At 52.2% G+C, this 19,269-nt stretch carries 14 protein-coding genes; 7 read left to right on the top strand and 7 right to left on the bottom strand.

The features are described from left to right. Nucleotides 1-18: 18 nt before the first annotated feature. The 6 genes from AC6I8N_RS03905 (at nucleotide 19) to AC6I8N_RS03880 (ending at nucleotide 6,454) form a co-directional block, all read left to right on the top strand. On the top strand, nucleotides 19-1,338 hold the full coding sequence (locus AC6I8N_RS03905) for an MFS transporter (RefSeq protein ID WP_021184706.1): 1,320 nt from the start codon (nucleotides 19-21) through the stop codon (nucleotides 1,336-1,338). Nucleotides 1,339-1,411: 73 nt separating this feature from the next. Further along, nucleotides 1,412-2,743 (top strand): MFS transporter, encoded by a 1,332-nt coding sequence (locus tag AC6I8N_RS03900; protein WP_497830661.1) that lies wholly within the window; start codon nucleotides 1,412-1,414, stop codon nucleotides 2,741-2,743. Beyond that, complete coding sequence (locus AC6I8N_RS03895; protein WP_497830087.1) at nucleotides 2,740-3,783, top strand: cyclase family protein; 1,044 nt, start codon at nucleotides 2,740-2,742, stop codon at nucleotides 3,781-3,783. The genes AC6I8N_RS03900 and AC6I8N_RS03895 overlap by 4 nt, the downstream gene beginning before the upstream one ends. Before the next feature lie 527 nt (nucleotides 3,784-4,310). Beyond that, nucleotides 4,311-4,760 (top strand): DUF6002 family protein, encoded by a 450-nt coding sequence (locus AC6I8N_RS03890; protein WP_497830086.1) that lies wholly within the window; start codon nucleotides 4,311-4,313, stop codon nucleotides 4,758-4,760. After that, a complete protein-coding gene (locus AC6I8N_RS03885) occupies nucleotides 4,705-5,286 on the top strand; it encodes a hypothetical protein (protein ID WP_497830085.1) in 582 nt (193 codons plus the stop codon). The genes AC6I8N_RS03890 and AC6I8N_RS03885 overlap by 56 nt, the downstream gene beginning before the upstream one ends. Further along, on the top strand, nucleotides 5,276-6,454 hold the full coding sequence (locus tag AC6I8N_RS03880) for an MFS transporter (protein WP_497830084.1): 1,179 nt from the start codon (nucleotides 5,276-5,278) through the stop codon (nucleotides 6,452-6,454). Before AC6I8N_RS03885 ends, AC6I8N_RS03880 begins: the two co-directional genes overlap by 11 nt. Before the next feature lie 59 nt (nucleotides 6,455-6,513). On the opposite strand, the gene yacL is transcribed toward AC6I8N_RS03880, so the two are convergent. The 3 genes from yacL to AC6I8N_RS03865 all read right to left on the bottom strand — a co-directional run bounded on the left by yacL (nucleotide 6,514) and on the right by AC6I8N_RS03865 (nucleotide 10,983). After that, nucleotides 6,514-6,876, bottom strand: coding sequence for a protein YacL (gene yacL, locus AC6I8N_RS03875; protein WP_497830083.1), 363 nt, complete (start codon nucleotides 6,874-6,876; stop codon nucleotides 6,514-6,516). 173 nt (nucleotides 6,877-7,049) lie between these two features. Continuing rightward, nucleotides 7,050-9,647, bottom strand: a complete 2,598-nt coding sequence (gene acnB / locus AC6I8N_RS03870; RefSeq protein ID WP_497830082.1) for a bifunctional aconitate hydratase 2/2-methylisocitrate dehydratase — start codon at nucleotides 9,645-9,647, stop codon at nucleotides 7,050-7,052. Nucleotides 9,648-9,987: 340 nt separating this feature from the next. Further along, on the bottom strand, nucleotides 9,988-10,983 hold the full coding sequence (locus AC6I8N_RS03865) for an aldo/keto reductase (protein WP_497830081.1): 996 nt from the start codon (nucleotides 10,981-10,983) through the stop codon (nucleotides 9,988-9,990). 98 nt (nucleotides 10,984-11,081) lie between these two features. On the opposite strand from AC6I8N_RS03865, the gene AC6I8N_RS03860 reads away from it, so the two are divergent. After that, nucleotides 11,082-11,978 carry a LysR family transcriptional regulator gene (locus AC6I8N_RS03860; RefSeq protein WP_497830080.1) on the top strand — a complete coding sequence of 299 codons (897 nt, stop codon included), beginning with the start codon at nucleotides 11,082-11,084 and terminating at the stop codon, nucleotides 11,976-11,978. A gap of 150 nt (nucleotides 11,979-12,128) precedes the next feature. On the opposite strand, the gene lpdA is transcribed toward AC6I8N_RS03860, so the two are convergent. The 4 genes from lpdA to pdhR form a co-directional block, all read right to left on the bottom strand. Continuing rightward, complete coding sequence (gene lpdA / locus AC6I8N_RS03855; RefSeq protein ID WP_036626678.1) at nucleotides 12,129-13,553, bottom strand: dihydrolipoyl dehydrogenase; 1,425 nt, start codon at nucleotides 13,551-13,553, stop codon at nucleotides 12,129-12,131. A 174-nt stretch (nucleotides 13,554-13,727) separates the two neighbouring features. Further along, on the bottom strand, nucleotides 13,728-15,620 hold the full coding sequence (aceF, locus tag AC6I8N_RS03850; protein WP_497830079.1) for a pyruvate dehydrogenase complex dihydrolipoyllysine-residue acetyltransferase: 1,893 nt from the start codon (nucleotides 15,618-15,620) through the stop codon (nucleotides 13,728-13,730). A gap of 14 nt (nucleotides 15,621-15,634) precedes the next feature. Then, nucleotides 15,635-18,301 (bottom strand): pyruvate dehydrogenase (acetyl-transferring), homodimeric type, encoded by a 2,667-nt coding sequence (aceE, locus tag AC6I8N_RS03845; RefSeq protein WP_208724796.1) that lies wholly within the window; start codon nucleotides 18,299-18,301, stop codon nucleotides 15,635-15,637. Between the two features lie 127 nt (nucleotides 18,302-18,428). Further along, a complete protein-coding gene (pdhR, locus tag AC6I8N_RS03840) occupies nucleotides 18,429-19,193 on the bottom strand; it encodes a pyruvate dehydrogenase complex transcriptional repressor PdhR (protein ID WP_021184716.1) in 765 nt (254 codons plus the stop codon). Nucleotides 19,194-19,269: the final 76 nt, after the last annotated feature.

Here is a 19,269-nt window from a genome sequence, read left to right as displayed (position 1 = left end):
CTGAATCGAGTGATTATTATGAATACACCCTCACGCTCGACCCGTATTCGCTGGTGGATCGCTGGCCTGATGTGGCTGGCTGTCGCCATTAACTATATTGACCGTACTGTACTCTCTGCTGCTGCCCCGCATCTGATCAAAGAACTGGAAATCAATCCAGAGATGATGGGCGTAATCATGGCCGCGTTTTTCTGGTCGTACGCACTACTGCAAATTCCGGCTGGCTGGTTTGCTGACCGTTTCGGTCAGAAAAAAGGGCTGGGGATTGCCGTTGGCTGGTGGTCAATCGCCACTATGGCAATGGGCCTGGCAACGGGCTTTAAATCGCTACTGGCGCTGCGTCTGGCGCTGGGTGTCGGTGAAGCGGCGGCCTACCCGAGCAACGCCGGGATCGCAGCCCGCTGGTTCCCGGACCGCGAACGCGCCACCGTCTCTGGCTTGTTTGACAGCGCCTCCAAATTTGGTGGTGCTATCGCCATGCCGCTGATTGTATGGATGATCGCCATGTTTGACTGGCGCATCACCTTCCTCGCCATCGGTGCGGTCGGTCTGTTCTGGGTAATTGCCTGGTACTTTATCTATGCCGAGAACCCGGAAGATCATAAGTCGATCAGCCGCGATGAAGTGCACCTGATCCGTGATGGCCAGGCTAACAAGCACGGTGATAAAAGCGTGCTGCCGATGAAGTGGTACAAGCTGCTGCGCTATCGCAATATCTGGGCAATGTGCATTGGCTTCTTCACCATCAACTACACCTCCTATTTCTTTATCACCTGGCTGCCGACCTACCTGGTGAAAGATAAAGGCATGGACTTCCTGAAAATGGGGATGGTGGCAGCACTGCCGTTGATTTGCGGCATGGTGATTGAAGTGCTGGCTGGTTGGGCATCCGACCGGATGGTGCACAACAAAGTCCTGTCGCTGACCGCGACGCGTAAACTGTTCCTGACCATTGGCCTGGTGATGGCGCTGTGCATCGGTTTTGCACCCTTCACTGACTCGGTGTTTATGACGGTGCTGCTGCTGTGCATCGCCAAATCGGGTACGACCGTAGCGGCTTCCCAGGTGTGGGCGTTGCCGGGTGACGTGGCACCGAAAAACAGCGTGTCAATTGTCGCCGGATTGCAGAACACCGTTTCCAATATGGGCGGCGCGGTTGGCCCGATCATTACCGGCGCTATCGTGGGTGCCACCGGCCATTTCACCTGGGCGCTGGTGTTCTCTGCCGTACTGGTGGTGATTGGCATCCTTAATTACCTGTTCCTGATGGGCAAAGTAGAACCTATCGTGGATGAGGAACAGGTTCATCATTCACAAACCCTGACCAGCGGCGCGTAAGCGCCCTGATCCGCCGCATCGTCCTGATGCGGCGTTCCCTACAACTCACTATAAAAAATAATTGGAGGCGATGATGTCGCTGAATTCCAATGGAGCATCTGCTGCTGTTTCGGCAAGAAAAGGGAAATTTCGTTTCATCATTCTGACGGTGCTGTCTGTCGGCATCGCCATCAACTACATCGACCGCGCCGCAATGAGCGTCGCCATCCCGTTTATGAGCCAGGAGTTACACTTCTCGCCCACCGACAGCGGGTTGCTGCTCTCCGCCTTCTTCTGGAGTTATGTCCTGTTCCAGTTACCAGGCGGTTGGCTGGTGGATAAACTCGGCCCACGCATCACTTTCGCCCTCAGTAGCCTCGGCTGGGGACTGGCTACCGCGGCCTGCGGCCTCGCCAGCAGCATCGCGGCGCTGGTGGGTTTCCGTTTTGTCCTCGGTGCGGTCGAAGCCCCCAGCTATCCCGCCAGTTCCTCGACCGTGACACGCTGGTTCCCGCGCCAGGAACGCAGCTTCGCCGCCGCCACCTTTAATAACGGCAGCAAAATTGGCGGCACCCTGGCGATTCCAATCATCTCGTTTTTGATTGCGCTGGTTGGCTGGCGTATGACCTTTGTCATCTCCGGCCTGGTGGCGGTGGTTTGGGCACTGGCATGGTATCTGTGGTATCGCGATCCGCGCGAACACAAGGCCGTCTCCGCAGAGGAAGTGGCGTTTATTGAGGCCAATCAGGACCCGCAAAACGGCGAACCGATGAGCGTACGTCAGTTGCTGGCGCAGCGCACCGTGCAGGCGATGATGGCGGGTTTCTTCTGCATCAACTTCGTTTCCTATTTCTTCTTCACCTGGTTCCCAACCTATCTGGTGGAAACCTTCCATCTTTCGCTGATGAAGTTCGGCCTGCTGGGGATGCTGCCGGGTATCGCCGCGATTGTCGGTGGCTGGTGTGGCGGTTTGCTGTCGGATTCGTTGGTGCGCCGAGGTTATTCACTCAGCGTGGCGCGCAAAATCCCGCTGGTCGGTGGGATGCTTGGCAGCGCGACTATCGGCCTGGCGGCCTTTTCCCCGACGGTAGGTCTGGCGCTGTCTGCACTGTGCTTCGCTAACTTTGCCGCAACCTTTGCTTCGGCGGCTTTGTGGGCGCTGCCGTCAGACGTGGCACCCAACCGCGCCAATGTCGCCACCATTGGGGGTATCCAGAATATGGCGGCCAACCTTGCTGGCATCATTTCGCCGATTCTGATCGGTGTGATCATGCAGTTCACCCATTCGTTCGTGATTCCGCTGGAAATCGCTGGCGTCATCGGTGTGCTCGGCGCGCTGGTGTATGCCTTCTGGCTGCCGCGCGTGCAGCCGATGGGTGTGGCCGACAACGCTGCGCCCGATGGCGCGTTGAGGAGAGAAGTATGAATAGCCGTTGGAAACAACGCCCGCCCCACTCCACCTGGGGTGATTTTGGCCCCGATGACCAGTTAGGTCGCCTCAATCTACTCACGCCACAAAAAGTGCGGGAAGGTGTGGCGGAAGTGCAGACCGGAGAAACCTTTTGCCTGAGTTTGCCGCTCGATTTACCGGGCGGCACGGCGATGAATCCACGTCGTCCACCGCCGCAGCTCAACGCCACAAGGCGTGGTGAACACGCCAATATGACCTATCCGCTGTCGCGTGATAATCCACAGTTGAGTGATGTGATTTGCGACGACACCGTGACGCTGGCGCTGCAATATTCCACCCAGTGGGACAGCCTTGCACACATGGGACAATGGTTTGACGTGAACGCGAACGGCGAGCCAGAAATGGTGTTCTACAACGGCTATAAAGCAAATGTCGATATCGTCGGCGAAACCGACTACCGCGCCGGGTGTGGCTGCCACCACGGTAGCCATCTGGGAGCCAAAGCGCTGGGCATCGAAAATATGGCCCAGCACGGTATTCAGGGACGGGCGGTGATGATCGATATCAAGCGCCACTTTGGCACCGAGCGTTTTGCCTTTGGCTATACCCATCTGCAACAGATTTTGCAGGCTGACGGTATTGAAGTGCGCCCTGGCGATCTGGTGTGTTTCCGTACCGGCATGGATGAGGCCATTCTGTCGATGCAAGGCGAGCCAGATATGACTTTCCTTAACAGCCACTTTGCCGGGCTGGACGGCAGCGATGCGCAATTGCGGCAGTGGATTGTAGAAAGCGGTGTTGTGGCGCTGATTGCCGACAATCCGGCGGTGGAGATGCTACCGGCACGACCGTTGAACGATGATTTTTATCCGTCGCATCCGCTGCATGATCTCTGCCTGTTCCGCCTGGGGGTGTATCTCGGTGAGTTGTGGCTGCTAAGTCCGTTAGCAGACTGGCTGGCGCACCATCAGCGTCACGCGTTTCTGCTGACGGCCCCGCCGCTGCGGCTGCCGGGCGCAGTGGGATCGCCTGCTACGCCGATTGCGACGGTTTAATAAAGTAATATCTGGTAATGAGTCCGGGGCATTACCGGATTCATTACAACCGGATTTCGCGTTATTTACTTACAACTTCATTGAATAGAAAAGTTGAGAAAATTCATTTCATGGAGAAATACATTCACTAATACTCCATGCGAAACAATATCATTCTTTATATTTTACCGAAGACATTTAGCATTCATCTCCTCACGAATCTCACACTAAAGTTTCAATAGCCACCTTATAATTCGCACCAAAAATAAAAAATTACTATTTCCACCCCACTCACGACAAAAATAAATTAGCCCATTATGAGTATGTAGACACGTAGACTACCTTTAGCTGTTTATTCCAGACAATCACGGAAACACCTCTACCCATCTGATTTATATGAATAAAAAATAAAACTATACCTTGGTACAGAAGAAATGCGCCCAGCCTATTGACATTTAAATAAGAAAAACGCAAATAATACTAAGAATCGGTTATAACCAGATGGCAATCTACAAATAACTCAAGTCCTGTCAGGACAAGGATATATAATGAAATCAATAAAATTTTCAGCAGCACTGATCGATTCTGATAATCTTGTAGAGCGATACTACAATTTACTACTCAACTCAGAAGAGTTCTTTTCCTCAGAAAATAATAATACTCCTTCAGGATCTTCACACACATTTGAGCCTGATTTTAAAATTCCTTTCATGGATGAAAAATTAAAAAAATATCTTTCACCAACAAAAGCATCTATAGTCAGCATTGGAAAGTATAAAGGAAGAGAAATCAGTCTTTTTAATTTAATGAAAAACCCCGCGACCAACACGGTAAAAACGTATGCAGCTACGCTAATGATCGCCAGAGCAGTCAGCCACATAAGAGAAAAACGAGAGAAAATCATCGTTTTCTCTCCATCATCGGGAAATAAGGCAATTGCAAATGGCAAAAAGATATGGATCGAAAGCCAGGAGTTTACCTCGCCAAGATGCTTATGAGACACTATTTAAGAATGGACTGTTATTTAGAATATTCAAAAATGGGAAATGGGTTGCAGGAAGTGTCGGCCAAATTGACACATTGAATAAGAAGATGAACTCCAGATTGATTGGCGTATTAGACGGTGATTATAGATACAGAGCAGACGGCTCACAAAACTTTGTCTATCACTCCATTCTTGAATGGTCTTGTCATGAAAAGTTTATTGACATTGTTGATTTTCAGGGATGCGAGCCATTCCTGACAAAAGGGACTTTTCAATATAAAAAACGATTCGGCACTGAAGCATGCATTCCTGATAATGTCTTTAAAGAACTCCGACTACTTCTCAGAGTCCCAAATGAAAACAGCTCTGCCTATAAATTCATTATTAACAACCCTCTTTTAAATGTTGATGAAGATGGCGTATTATTCGCACAATACTTCTATGATACAAAATCCAGCATGAGAAAAGATTTTCCTTACGCTTGCCCAGGAATTCTTTATTCGAAATCAATTCCCTTGAGAAACTCACTTGAAAAATAAAAAACTATCACGTGATGATTATCTTATTCTTTTAGCCAATATATTTTCCTCTTTGGCATCGTTCTCATTTTTTCCTTACATCAGTACCGACCTCGCTGCCTGGATGCTTTTGACATCAGCTGAAGCTTCTTCAGCGGCAGGAACGGGCGTGATGGGTGGTAGCATACTAGCCTACTTATTTTCTACTTTATTTTCGGTTCGCAACTTAAGAAAACAAATTGTATTGACTTTCTTTATCGGGTTTTCTTCCATTCTTAGCCTTATTATCGTTAACAAATTGGCATTAATTCCTTTGTTTTTTTTCTCCCTGAGCCTCATAACATTTCGCTTCTCGATTAGCTACACCTCCAATTTAATCAAAACTCTACAACTGAAAGATATCAAGACGGAAACAGTCCGGGCTTCGATGCTGGGATATATAAAAGTCACAACCAGTGTTGGAGGTGCACTTGGTCCAATATGTGGAAGCTTTTTAATCAATCAATACAATGTAATTGTATTATTATTTTTCTCAGCTGCATTGTTTTTGCTTTCTGCACTACTGATCTCACTACTAACGTCAGAAACACATGGAGTGGTACCCACCAGAGTTAAAGGGGCAAGCTTATTTCGTATGCCACGCGATGTATTTTTACTCTGCCTCATTGCACTGGTACATTTTGTTTTTGAAGCACAGATTTATGCATTCATGGCGATTTCAGTGGAAAAAAACAATCCTGCATCTGCCTTCCTGCCGTTGATGTTTTCTGTGAATGCCATCTTGCTGATAACGCTGACCATTCCAGTATTGAATGTAATTAGAAGATGGAGAGTCAATTCAGTAATCGCAATCATATTCGGTAGTTTTTGCTCGCTAATAAGCATTATCGCTAGTCCATATTGTCATTCATCTGCATCCATTCTGGTCATTACTTCATTATTTACCTTGGGGGAAATAATAACTCCACAAATAATTTTGCAGAAGATATCTCAATCAGACAACCATCATGAAATATTGAAGTTTCTCTCAACATATAATTTAATGACTTTTGGCGCAGGGTTGACCATTGGTTATTTTCTCTCCTCATGGGCAGTAAGCTTACAGAAGCCGCTATACTCCAGTCTGGCTTTTATTTGTGTTTATGCTCTTCTTTTTATACTTCTGTGCATCAAGAGAAAAGCCGCCTGATTAAGGCGGGCTTTGTTGCCAGATTGAGGAAAGCGGTTCATTTAAGGCAATCAGGACGATTATTTCCCCGCTAAAAACAGCCGATACGCGGTAATCACCGCCAGGAAGTCTTCTACGCCGCAGAACGCCAGGCTCTCTTCATCGTAGTAGGTCATGCCTTCTTCCAGGCCGTCATCCTCTAACGCCAGCTGGTTAGCGCGAATCATCACCTCTTCTTCATCCAGCCACAGCGTGTATTCATGCCCGACACGTTGCCACTGATGATGGGTGCCCTTCACCTGCTGCACCGCAGCTTCAACTTCATCCAGCAGGGCCAGATTTTCATCAACCTCTTCGTTGAACCAGTGCCCCACCGCTTCGTGGTCCATCGACATACGCACTTTGACCTTACCGGTCAGATCGCGCAAAAATTCATATTCCATGAGTTTTACCTCTTACTGATAGCGCGCCACGAGGCACTCCCTGAGAGCATTTTGTGCGCAACACGCTGAATAAAGTGGGATCGTGCTCGCATTATGCCAGGCCGCGCCAGAGGAAAAAAGCACGCAAAAAAAAGGGGCGATTCTCATCGCCCCCTGATAACACCTTTTCCCAATTACAGCGCGGTCTGGAAGATCACGTTGTCGGCTTTATCGGTGTACTGGTGCAGCTGATCAAAATTGAGGTAGCGGTAGGTATCCGCCGCGGTCTTATCAACCTGATTCATAAACTGCTGATACTCATCCGGCGTAGGCAGTTTACCCAGCAATGAGGCGACAGCCGCCAACTCCGCAGAGGCCAGATAAACGTTCGCGCCAGTACCGAGACGGTTCGGGAAGTTACGGGTCGAGGTAGAAACCACCGTCGCACCGTCAGCTACACGCGCCTGGTTACCCATACACAACGAGCAACCCGGGATCTCAATACGCGCACCGCTCTTGCCGAATACGCTGTAGTAGCCTTCTTCGGTGAGCTGTGCCGCATCCATCTTGGTTGGCGGAGCCACCCACAGACGGGTCGGCAGCTGACCTTTGTGGCTGTCCAGCAGTTTACCCGCCGCACGGAAGTGGCCGATGTTGGTCATGCAAGAACCGATAAATACTTCATCGATCTTCTCACCCTGCACATCAGACAGCAGACGCGCATCATCCGGATCGTTTGGCGCACACAGAATCGGCTCTTTGATTTCCGCCAGATCGATGTCGATCACCGCAGCGTATTCTGCATCCGCATCGCCTTCCAGCAGCTGCGGATCGGCCAGCCATTTCTCCATACCTTCAACGCGGCGCTCCAGCGTACGACGATCGCCGTAACCTTCGGAGATCATCCACTTCAGCAGCACGATGTTGGAGTTGAGATACTCGATGATCGGCTCTTTATCCAGTTTGATGGTACAACCGGCAGCAGAACGCTCAGCAGAGGCATCGGTCAGTTCAAACGCCTGCTCCACTTTCAGTTTTGGCAGACCTTCGATTTCCAGCACGCGGCCAGAGAAGATGTTTTTCTTACCTTTCTTCTCAACGGTCAGCAGGCCCTGTTTGATAGCGTACAGCGGAATCGCGTGTACCAAATCACGCAGGGTGATGCCCGGCTGCATTTCGCCTTTGAAACGCACCAGTACCGATTCCGGCATATCCAGCGGCATAACACCTGTTGCCGCAGCAAACGCGACCAGACCAGAACCTGCCGGGAACGAAATACCAATCGGGAAACGGGTATGAGAGTCACCACCGGTGCCAACGGTATCCGGCAGCAGCATACGGTTCAGCCAGCTGTGAATCACGCCGTCACCCGGACGCAGCGACACGCCGCCACGGTTCATAATGAAGTCTGGCAGAGTATGGTGCGTGGTCACGTCTACCGGTTTCGGGTAAGCGGCAGTATGACAGAAGGATTGCATCACCAGGTCAGCAGAGAAGCCGAGACACGCCAGGTCCTTCAGCTCATCACGGGTCATCGGACCGGTGGTGTCCTGAGAACCTACTGAAGTCATCTTCGGCTCGCAGTACGCGCCAGGACGGATACCTTCAACACCACAGGCACGGCCAACCATTTTCTGCGCCAGTGAGAAACCACGGGTGCTGGCAGCAACGTCTTTGGCTTGCAGGAACACATCGCTGTGCGGCAGACCCAGAGATTCACGGGCTTTGGCTGTCAGGCCACGACCGATAATCAGCGGAATACGGCCACCCGCGCGAACTTCATCCAGCAGGACTTCGGTTTTCAGCTCGAATTTTGCCAGCAGTTCGTCGGTGTCGTGATTACGCACTTCACCTTTATACGGGTAGACATCAATCACATCGCCCATATTCAGACGATCAACGTCCACTTCGATCGGCAGCGCGCCGGCATCTTCCATAGTGTTGAAGAAGATCGGCGCAATTTTGCCGCCAAGGCACAAACCGCCACCCTTCTTGTTCGGCACATACGGAATGTCTTCACCCATAAACCACAGCACCGAGTTGGTGGCTGACTTACGGGAAGAACCGGTTCCGACCACGTCGCCAACGTACGTCAGCGGGAAACCTTTTTTCTGTAATGCTTCGATTTGTTTGATCGGACCAATGTTACCGGCATCATCGGGTTCGATGCCTTCACGGGCGTTCTTCAGCATCGCCAGTGCGTGCAGTGGAATATCCGGGCGAGACCATGCATCCGGTGCCGGAGAGAGGTCATCGGTGTTGGTTTCGCCGGTCACTTTGAACACGGTGGTGGTGATTTTTTCTGCCAGTTTAGGACGCTTCAGGAACCATTCTGCATCGGCCCAGGACTGGATGATTTTTTTCGCGTGTGGGTTACCCGCTTTGGCTTTCTCTTCGACATCGTAGAAGTTATCGAACATCAGCAGCGTGTGAGACAGGGCTTCTGCGGCAATCGGTGCCAGTGCTTCATCATCAAGCGATTCAATCAGCGCATGGATGTTGTAGCCACCTTGCATGGTGCCCAGCAGTTCGACTGCTTTTTCAGGAGTAACCAGAGGAGAGTGGGCTTCGCCCTTCGCGACAGCTGCCAGGAAACCGGCTTTTACATACGCCGCTTCATCAACACCCGGTGGGACACGATTGACCAACAGGTCAGTAAGGAATTCTTCTTCACCCGCTGGCGGGTTTTTCAGCAGTTCAACCAGCGCGGCCATTTGGGAAGCATCTAACGGCTTAGGTACGATTCCCTGGGCAGCACGCTCGGCAACGTGCTTACGGTATTCTTCTAGCACGACGTTCTCCTCGCTCTCATTGTATAGCTTTCCGGTGCACCCTTTAATGCAGTCCAACAGTAGGGTGAGGTGCCCGGTTCCGCGTCGGCCAGCATAGCAGCATTTCGGCTGATTGTTAATCTGTTTACAAAAAAGCAACATCCTTTCGTTAAGCAGCAGATTTCGCTGCACAGGGGACACATCACAAAAAAGGCAGGCAAACGTATTGCTCCGTAGCGGCGCGATTTATCACGCAATAACAGCAGCGATGCCGGGAAACCTCGCGCGATAAATCGCGCCGCTACGAATGGTGCCTTAACAGGCAGCAAGTGCCTGTTAAGTTGAGCATTTTCAGGACACCTTAACGATCAACCAGCACAAATTCTGTGGCGTTATAACGCTCACCCTGGATATGTTGCGGATCGAACAGCGCATCCAGGGTGCTGATATCGGCGCTGCGCAATGGCAGCGTGGCGGCGGCACAGTTTTGTTCCAGATGCACGATTTTGCTGGCACCAGGAATCGGGACAATAAACTCCCCTTTTGCCAGCACCCAGGCCAGCGCCAGCTGTGCAGGCGTGGCATCATAACCTGTAGCCATCTCTGTCAGCTGATTCACTAACTTCTGGTTATGCGCCTGAGCATCCTGCTGGAAGCGTGGCAGGTTACGCCGGAAATCATCCTCTGCCAGCGTTTCCCCCGCTGGGAATTTTCCTGTCAGGAACCCCCGACCTAATGGGCTGTAAGGCACAAAGCCTATATTCAGCTCGCGGCAGGTGGCGAGGATTTCTTGCTCCGGGTCACGCGTCCATAAGGAGTATTCACTTTGCAACGCCGAGATAGGGTGTACCGCATTGGCGCGCCGCAAGGTGGCGGAGGAGACTTCCGACAAGCCGAGGTATTTGACTTTACCTTCACGCACCAGATCGGCCATCACGCCCACCACGTCTTCAATCGGTACCGCAGGATCAAGACGATGTTGATAGAGAAGATCGATGCTCTCTACACCGAGACGTTTCAGCGAGCCTTCTACCGCACGGCGAATATGCGCCGGGTCGCTGTTCACGCCAGTAACGCGCTCCCAGCCTTCCCCTTGTTCGTTGATACGGAAGCCAAATTTGGTGGCAATTTTAATGTCTTTGCGCCCTTGCAACGCTTTTGCCAGCAAGGTTTCATTGGTAAAAGGGCCATAAACCTCGGCGGTATCAAGAAAATCGACACCCAGCTCAAAGGCGCGTGCCAGGGTATTCAACGCTTGCTTCTCATCATTCTGGCCATAGGCAAATGACATGCCCATGCAGCCCAATCCCAATGCTGAAACCTGTAATCCCTGATTGCCTAATTGACGCTGTTGCATTGTTTCATCCTCGTTGCTGTCAGTGTTATTGTTATAACCCTCAACAATTGCAGCAACAATTGAGGCATTCTTGCCGATTTAGTGAGTAAAATTCAGTAATGAACCCTTATCGCGCCACGCTACAGGAACTGGAGATGTTTGCCGCTATCGCGCAGCATCTGAGCTTTCGCAAAGCCGCCAGTGAACGCAATATCACCCCCTCGGCGCTCAGCCATGCGATGCGTAATTTTGAAGAGCGCCTCGGAGTACGATTGTTGAATCGCACTACGCGCAAAGTGGCCCTGACCGAAGCCGGAGATCGTTTTCTCCAGCGTATTCAACCCGCATTGCAGGACCTGGCGCAGGCGGTTGATGAACTAAACGACTGGCGCAGCGACCCGCGGGGTAGCCTGCGGATCAGCATGCCACGTTCAGCAGAAGCGCTGTTTTTCCAGTCCCTGATCCTGCCGTTTATGCAGCGCTATCCAGACATCACGCTGGAGATCGACAGCAACGATACGCTGCTGGATATTGTGGCCGCCGGTTTCGATGCCGGCGTGCGCTATGGTGCGGTGCTGGCACAGGATATGGTGGCGGTCCCCTTCGGCATCCCAATGCGCGCATTGGCCGTTGCCACCCCCGGATTCATTGCACGCTATGGCGTGCCGGGCACCCCCGCTGAACTGCTGAATTTTTCCTGTATCGAACGCCGCTTTCCCAGTGGGCGTCGTTACCGTTGGGAGTTCTGGCAGGACGGACAAAAACAGGAAGTGGCAGTAAACGGTTCGTTAGTACTCGACAATAATGAACGCATTTTGCAAGCGGCACTGGCGGGAGCAGGTATTGCCTTTCTACATCAGGGGACGGTGATGGAGGCGATCCAGCGTGGTGATCTGGTGGAAATTTTATCTGATTTTACTCAGGTGGAAGAAGGGTTCTGGCTTTATTATCCAAGTCGTAAATATCTGTCTACGCCATTGCGTTATTTCATTGACTGGCTTAAGGAAAATAGATGATTAATTCTCAAACAAAGATATAGCGGCGCGATTTATCGCGCTTATTTAAACATTTGCATGTAATAAAACCAGCGCGATAAATCGCGCCGCTACGAAATATGCCAAAAAAAAACGGCTCACTCAGGGAGCCGCTTTTTTATTTTTCAGCGCTTATTTCTTTTTCGCTTTCGCGTTCGGCAGGTCGGTGATGCTACCTTCGAACACTTCCGCTGCCAGGCCCACAGACTCGTGTAACGTCGGGTGCGCATGGATGGTCAGCGCGATATCTTCGGCATCACAACCCATCTCAATCGCCAGACCGATTTCACCCAGCAGCTCGCCGCCGTTGGTGCCGACAATGGCGCCACCAATCACACGGTGCGTTTCTTTGTCGAAAATCAGTTTGGTCATACCGTCAGCACAGTCAGAGGCGATAGCACGGCCTGAAGCAGCCCACGGGAAGGTGGAAACTTCGTAGCTGATGCCTTTCTCTTTCGCTTCTTTCTCGGTCAGACCTACCCATGCCACTTCTGGCTCGGTGTAAGCAATTGACGGAATCACTTTCGGGTCGAAGTAATGCTTCATACCGGCGATAACTTCAGCCGCAACGTGGCCTTCGTGCACGCCTTTGTGCGCCAGCATCGGCTGACCAACGATGTCACCGATCGCATAGATGTGTGGCACGTTGGTGCGCATTTGTTTGTCGACGCGGATAAAACCACGATCGTCCACTTCTACGCCCGCTTTACCGGCATCCAGACCTTTACCATTCGGCACACGGCCAATCGCCACCAGCACGGCATCATAACGCTGTGCTTCAGACGGCGCTTTTTTGCCTTCCATGGAAACGTAAATGCCATCTTCTTTCGCGACAACGGCGGTGACTTTAGTTTCCAGCATCAGGTTGAATTTCTTGCTGATGCGTTTGGTGAACACTTTCACCACGTCTTTATCGGCCGCCGGGATAACCTGGTCAAACATCTCAACCACGTCGATCTCTGAACCCAGCGCATGGTAAACAGTACCCATCTCCAGACCGATGATACCGCCACCCATAACCAGCAGACGCTTAGGTACTTCTTTCAGTTCCAGCGCATCTGTTGAATCCCACACGCGCGGATCTTCGTGCGGAATGAACGGCAGTTCAATCGGACGAGAACCGGCAGCGATGATAGCGTTGTCGAAGTTAATGGTGGTCGCCCCACCTTCACCTTCAACCACCAGGGTGTTAGCACCGGTGAATTTACCCAGACCGTTCACCACTTTGACTTTACGGCCTTTGGCCATACCCGCCAGGCCACCGGTCAGTTGTGTGATGACTTTCTCTTTCCAGGTACGAATTTTGTTGATGTCAGTTGAAGGCTGGCCAAACACGATGCCGTGTTCTTCCAGTGCTTTCGCTTCTTCAATGACTTTCGCTACGTGCAGCAGCGCTTTTGACGGGATACAGCCAACGTTCAGACAGACACCACCGAGGGTGCTGTAGCGCTCTACCAGTACGGTTTCCAGACCTAAATCAGCGCAACGGAAGGCTGCAGAGTAACCTGCAGGACCTGCCCCAAGTACCACGACTTGAGTTTTAATCTCTGTACTCATCATGACCTCTTATTAGATTTCCGGCGGTCAGACGCGAACCTGTCCCAGGCTCTGGATGCCCTTATTCCACCGGCACATTTCACCGCAAGAGTTTACAGAATTGTTAATAAACTGCCAACCGCGGTGACTCTGAATGCGTACAACAAGGCCGGCATTCGCCGGCCTTGATTAACTTCACATCACCAGACGGCGAATGTCTGACAACATGTTGTTGATGATGGTGATAAAGCGCGCACCATCAGCACCGTCAATCACGCGGTGGTCGAAGGAAAGAGAGATTGGCATCATCAGACGCGGAGCAAACTCTTTACCATTCCATACCGGCTCCATCGCCGATTTGGAGACACCGAGGATAGCCACTTCCGGCGCGTTCACGATTGGCGCAAAGTGCGTGGTGCCCAGGCCACCCAGGCTGGAGATGGTGAAACATCCACCCTGCATATCGCCCGCAGTCAGCTTACCGTCACGCGCTTTTTTCGAGATCGCCATCAGTTCACGGGACAGCTCGGTGATGCCTTTTTTGTTCACATCTTTGAACACCGGAACCACCAGACCGTTTGGCGTATCCACGGCCACACCGATGTTGATGTATTTCTTCAGCGTCAGTTTCTGACCATCTTCGGACAGTGAGCTGTTGAAACGCGGCATCTGCTCCAGCGCAGCGGCAACGGCTTTCATGATAAACACCACCGGGGTGAATTTCACATCCAGCTTACGTTTCTCTGCTTCGCTGTTCTGCTGCTTACGGAACGCTTCCAGATCGGTGATATCGGTTTTGTCGAAGTGAGTCACATGCGGGATCATGACCCAGTTACGGCTCAGGTTAGCACCGGAGATTTTCTGGATACGACCCAGCTCGACTTCTTCGATTTCACCAAACTTGCTGAAGTCCACTTTCGGCCACGGCAACATGCCAGGCAGACCGCCGCCACTCGCCGCCGCAGCCGGAGCTGCTTCAGCGCGTTTCACCGCGTCTTTCACATACGCCTGAACGTCTTCTTTCAGGATGCGACCTTTACGGCCAGTGCCTTTGACTTTCGCCAGGTTGACACCGAACTCGCGCGCCAGGCGACGAATCACCGGGGTAGCATGCACGTAAGCGTCGTTCTCAGCAAAATCACTCTTCGCATCCGCTTTGGCGGCAGTGGGTGCCGGAGCGGCCTGAGCAGCAGGTGCCGGAGCAGATTCCTGTTTCGCCGGTGCAGCAGCAGCAGCAGGCGCAGCGCCTTCGACTTCAAACACCATGATCAGCGAACCCGTTTTCACTTTGTCACCGGTGGAAACTTTCAGCTCTTTCACGGTGCCCGCGAACGGCGCCGGGACTTCCATTGAGGCCTTATCGCCTTCAACCACAATCAGTGACTGCTCAGCGGTAACTTTGTCGCCCACTTTGACCAGCACTTCAGTGACTTCAACTTCATCACCACCGATATCCGGTACGTTGACATCTTTCGCGCCAGCAGCAGCGGCCGGTGCCGGGGCCGCAGCAGGTTGTGCCGCCGCCGCAGGGGCTGCCGGAGCAGCAGCGCCTTGCGCTTCAAATACCATGATAAGTGAACCAGTGTTCACTTTATCGCCGGTAGCAATTTTGATCTCTTTCACTACGCCCGCGAACGGTGCCGGGACTTCCATTGAGGCTTTGTCGCCTTCAACGGTGATCAGGGACTGCTCAGCCGCAACGGTGTCGCCCACTTTAACCAGAATCTCGGTGACTTCGACTTCATCACCACCGATATCCGGCACGTTGACGTCTTTGCTGACAGCAGCGGCAGCCGCAGGTGCCGGCGCGGCTTCTGCTTTCTTCTCTTCTGCCGCCGGTGCAGCAGCCGCTGCGCCTTCTGCGTCAAAGATCATGATCAGTTTGCCGGTTTCGACTTTGTCGCCGGTGGCAATTTTGATCTCTTTGACTACGCCAGCCTGCGGTGATGGCACTTCCATCGAGGCTTTGTCGCCTTCCACGGTGATCAGTGACTGTTCGGCTTCAACCTTGTCACCTACTTTGACCAGGATCTCGGTGACTTCAACTTCATCTGCCCCGATATCCGGCACTTTAATTTCGATAGCCATTACTCTCTTACCTCTTAAGCCAGACGCGGGTTAACTTTATCGGCATCGATGTTGAATTTGGTGATCGCTTCCGCCACCACTTTCTTATCGATTTCGCCGCGTTTAGCCAGTTCACCCAGTGCTGCAACCACGACATACGATGCATCCACTTCGAAGTGGTGACGCAGGTTTTCACGGCTGTCTGAACGACCGAAGCCATCAGTACCCAGCACACGGTAATCGCTCGCCGGTACGTAGCTACGAACCTGTTCTGCGAACAGTTTCATGTAGTCAGTTGACGCAACGGCCGGCGCGTCATTCATCACCTGAGCGATGTAAGGCACACGCGGGGTTTCAGTCGGATGCAGCATGTTCCAGCGCTCGCAATCCTGACCATCACGCGCCAGTTCAGTGAACGAGGTCACGCTGTAGACGTCAGAACCGATACCGTAGTCTTTCGCCAGGATCTGAGCCGCTTCACGGACGTGACGCAGGATAGAACCAGAGCCAAGCAGCTGCACTTTACCTTTGCTACCTTCAACCGCTTCCAGCTTGTAGATACCCTTACGGATACCCTCTTCCGCACCCTGCGGCATCGCAGGCATGTGGTAGTTTTCGTTCAGCGTAGTGATGTAGTAGTAAATGTTTTCCTGCGCTTCGCCGTACATACGCACCAGACCATCATGCATGATGACAGCCACTTCGTAGGCATAAGACGGATCGTAAGAGATACAGTTCGGGATAGTCAGCGACTGAATATGGCTGTGACCATCTTCATGCTGCAAGCCTTCACCGTTCAGGGTGGTACGACCGGAGGTGCCGCCGACGAGGAAGCCGCGCGCCTGTTGGTCGCCTGCCAGCCACATCAGATCACCAATACGCTGGAAGCCGAACATCGAGTAATAGATGTAGAACGGAATCATTGGCAGATTGTTGGTGCTGTAAGAGGTCGCCGCCGCCAGCCAGGATGAACCTGCGCCCAGCTCGTTGATCCCTTCCTGCAAAATCTGGCCTTTTTCATCTTCTTTATAGTAAGCAACCTGCTCACGGTCCTGCGGGGTGTACTGCTGGCCGTTCGGGCTGTAGATACCAATCTGACGGAACAGACCTTCCATACCAAAGGTACGGGCTTCGTCCGCGAGGATCGGCACCAGACGATCTTTGATCGACTTGTTCTTCAGCATCACGTTCAGCGCACGCACGAAAGCGATGGTGGTAGAGATCTCTTTGCTCTGCTCTTCCAGCAGCGCGCTGAACTCTTCCAGTGCCGGCATTTCCAGCTTCTCGGTGAAGTTTGGCTGGCGAGTCGGCAGGTAGCCGCCCAGCTTCTCACGCTGACCGTGCAGGTAGTTGTACTCTTCTGAGCCTTTTTCGAAGGTCACGTACGGCAGTTTTTCGATGTTTTCATCAGCTACCGGCACATTGAAGCGATCGCGGATGTAGCGAACGCCATCCATGTTCATCTTCTTCACCTGGTGAGCGATGTTTTTACCTTCGGCGGTGTCACCCATACCATAACCTTTGATGGTATGTGCCAGAATCAGCGTCGGCTGGCCTTTGGTGTCCTGCGCTTTTTTCAGTGCCGCGTAGATTTTCTTCGGATCGTGACCACCACGGTTCAGGGCGAAGATCTCTTCGTCTGACCAGTCTTTCACCAGCGCAGCAGTCTCCGGGTATTTACCGAAGAAGTGCTCACGCACGTAGGCACCATCGCGTGATTTGAAGGTCTGATAGTCACCGTCAACGGTTTCGTTCATCAGCTGGATCAGTTTACCGCTGGTATCTTTCTTCAGCAGCTCATCCCAACGTGCGCCCCAGATCACCTTGATCACGTTCCAGCCAGCACCGGCAAAGATGCCTTCCAGCTCGTTGATGATCTTACCGTTACCGGTGACCGGGCCATCCAGACGTTGCAGGTTACAGTTGATGATGAACACCAGGTTGTCCAGTTTTTCGCGGACAGCAATGGTGATCGCACCTTTAGATTCCGGCTCATCCATCTCACCGTCACCCAGGAAGGCGTAAACGGTCTGAGCAGAGGTGTCTTTCAGACCACGATGATCCAGATATTTCAGGAATTTCGCCTGGTAGATCGCATTCAGTGGGCCAAGGCCCATGGATACGGTCGGGAACTGCCAGAATTCCGGCATCAGTTTCGGGTGCGGATAAGAAGAAAGACCGTTGCCATGCACTTCCTGACGGAAATTGTTCATCTGCTCTTCGGTCAGACGGCCTTCAAGGAACGCACGAGAGTAGATACCCGGAGAGATATGGCCCTGGAAGTAAACCAGATCGCCGCCATCTTTCTCGCTACGCGCACGGAAGAAGTGGTTAAAGCACACTTCATAGATAGTCGCGGAGGACTGGAAGGATGAGAGGTGACCACCCAGCTCCAGATCTTTCTTCGACGCACGCAGTACCGACATGATGGCGTTCCAGCGGATTGCGGAACGGATACGACGTTCAAGCGAGGTGTTGCCCGGATAGTCCGGTTCATCTTCAACGGCAATAGAGTTGATGTAGTTGCTCACGGCAGAAGAACCTGCAGCAACTTTTACGCCGCCTTTGCGTGCAGCACTTAATACCTGGTCAATCAGATACTGCGCGCGCTCAACACCTTCTTCACGGATGACCGATTCGATCGCCTGTAGCCAGTCACGAGTTTCGATCGGATCCACGTCATTGTGTAAACGTTCTGACATGGGGTGTATTCCTTATCTGTGTCTAATACGTTGAATTGTCAGGAGCCTGTCTGCTTGTGCTTTGCTTCAGTTCACAGCACAAGAAGACAGGCCCGTCGCTTTTTATCCGCACGTTCGTTGCCGCGCGTTATTCCTTACGTTGCTGTAAACGACGCAGGGAGCGTTCACGACGACTCTGCTCCCGACTTCTATCCAGCAAGATTTCCTCAATGAACGCCAGGTGACGGTGTGATGCCTCGCGTGCTTGTTCTGGCTCACGAGCCACAATCGCCTCAAAAATACTGGCGCGGTGACCGCTCACTTTCGCCAGCATTTCCCGGCGAGCGTAGAGCAATTCAAAATTCTGACGGACGTTTTGTTCCAGCATAGGGCCCATAGAACGCAGCAAATGCAAAAGCACCACATTATGGGCCGCTTCTGTGACAGCGATCTGATACTGCATCACGGCGTCGGCTTCAGCGTCGAGATCGCCACTGTCCTGAGCCTGCTGGATTTGAACATGGCAGTCGCGAATGCGTTGCAGGTCCTCATCCGTACCACGCAACGCCGCGTAATACGCAGCAATGCCTTCCAACGCGTGGCGGGTTTCCAGCAGGTCAAACTGAGATTCCGGATGTTGGGCAAGCAGGCTGACCAGCGGATCGCTCAGGCTTTGCCAGAGATGCTTTTGAACGAAGGTGCCGCCACCCTGACGGCGCAGCAGCAACCCTTTCGCCTCAAGGCGCTGGATCGCTTCACGAAGAGAAGGACGTGATACATCGAATTGTTTGGCGAGTTCGCGCTCGGGTAGCAGCTTCTCTCCTGGCCGCAGCGTCCCTTCCATAATCAGGGATTCCAGCTGCTGCTCAATGGCATCGGAGAGCTTTGGTTGGCGAATCTTACTGTAAGCCATCGTCCCTTCTTATTGTGACTGACGTCCGGAGTAAATTGGTAATACCAATTGCCAAAAGTTGCCGGTAAAGTAACAA

It is taken from the genome of Pantoea sp. X-Soil-TKNS-1279 (assembly GCF_059730565.1).
This window is presented reverse-complemented; position numbering and strand designations above follow the sequence as displayed.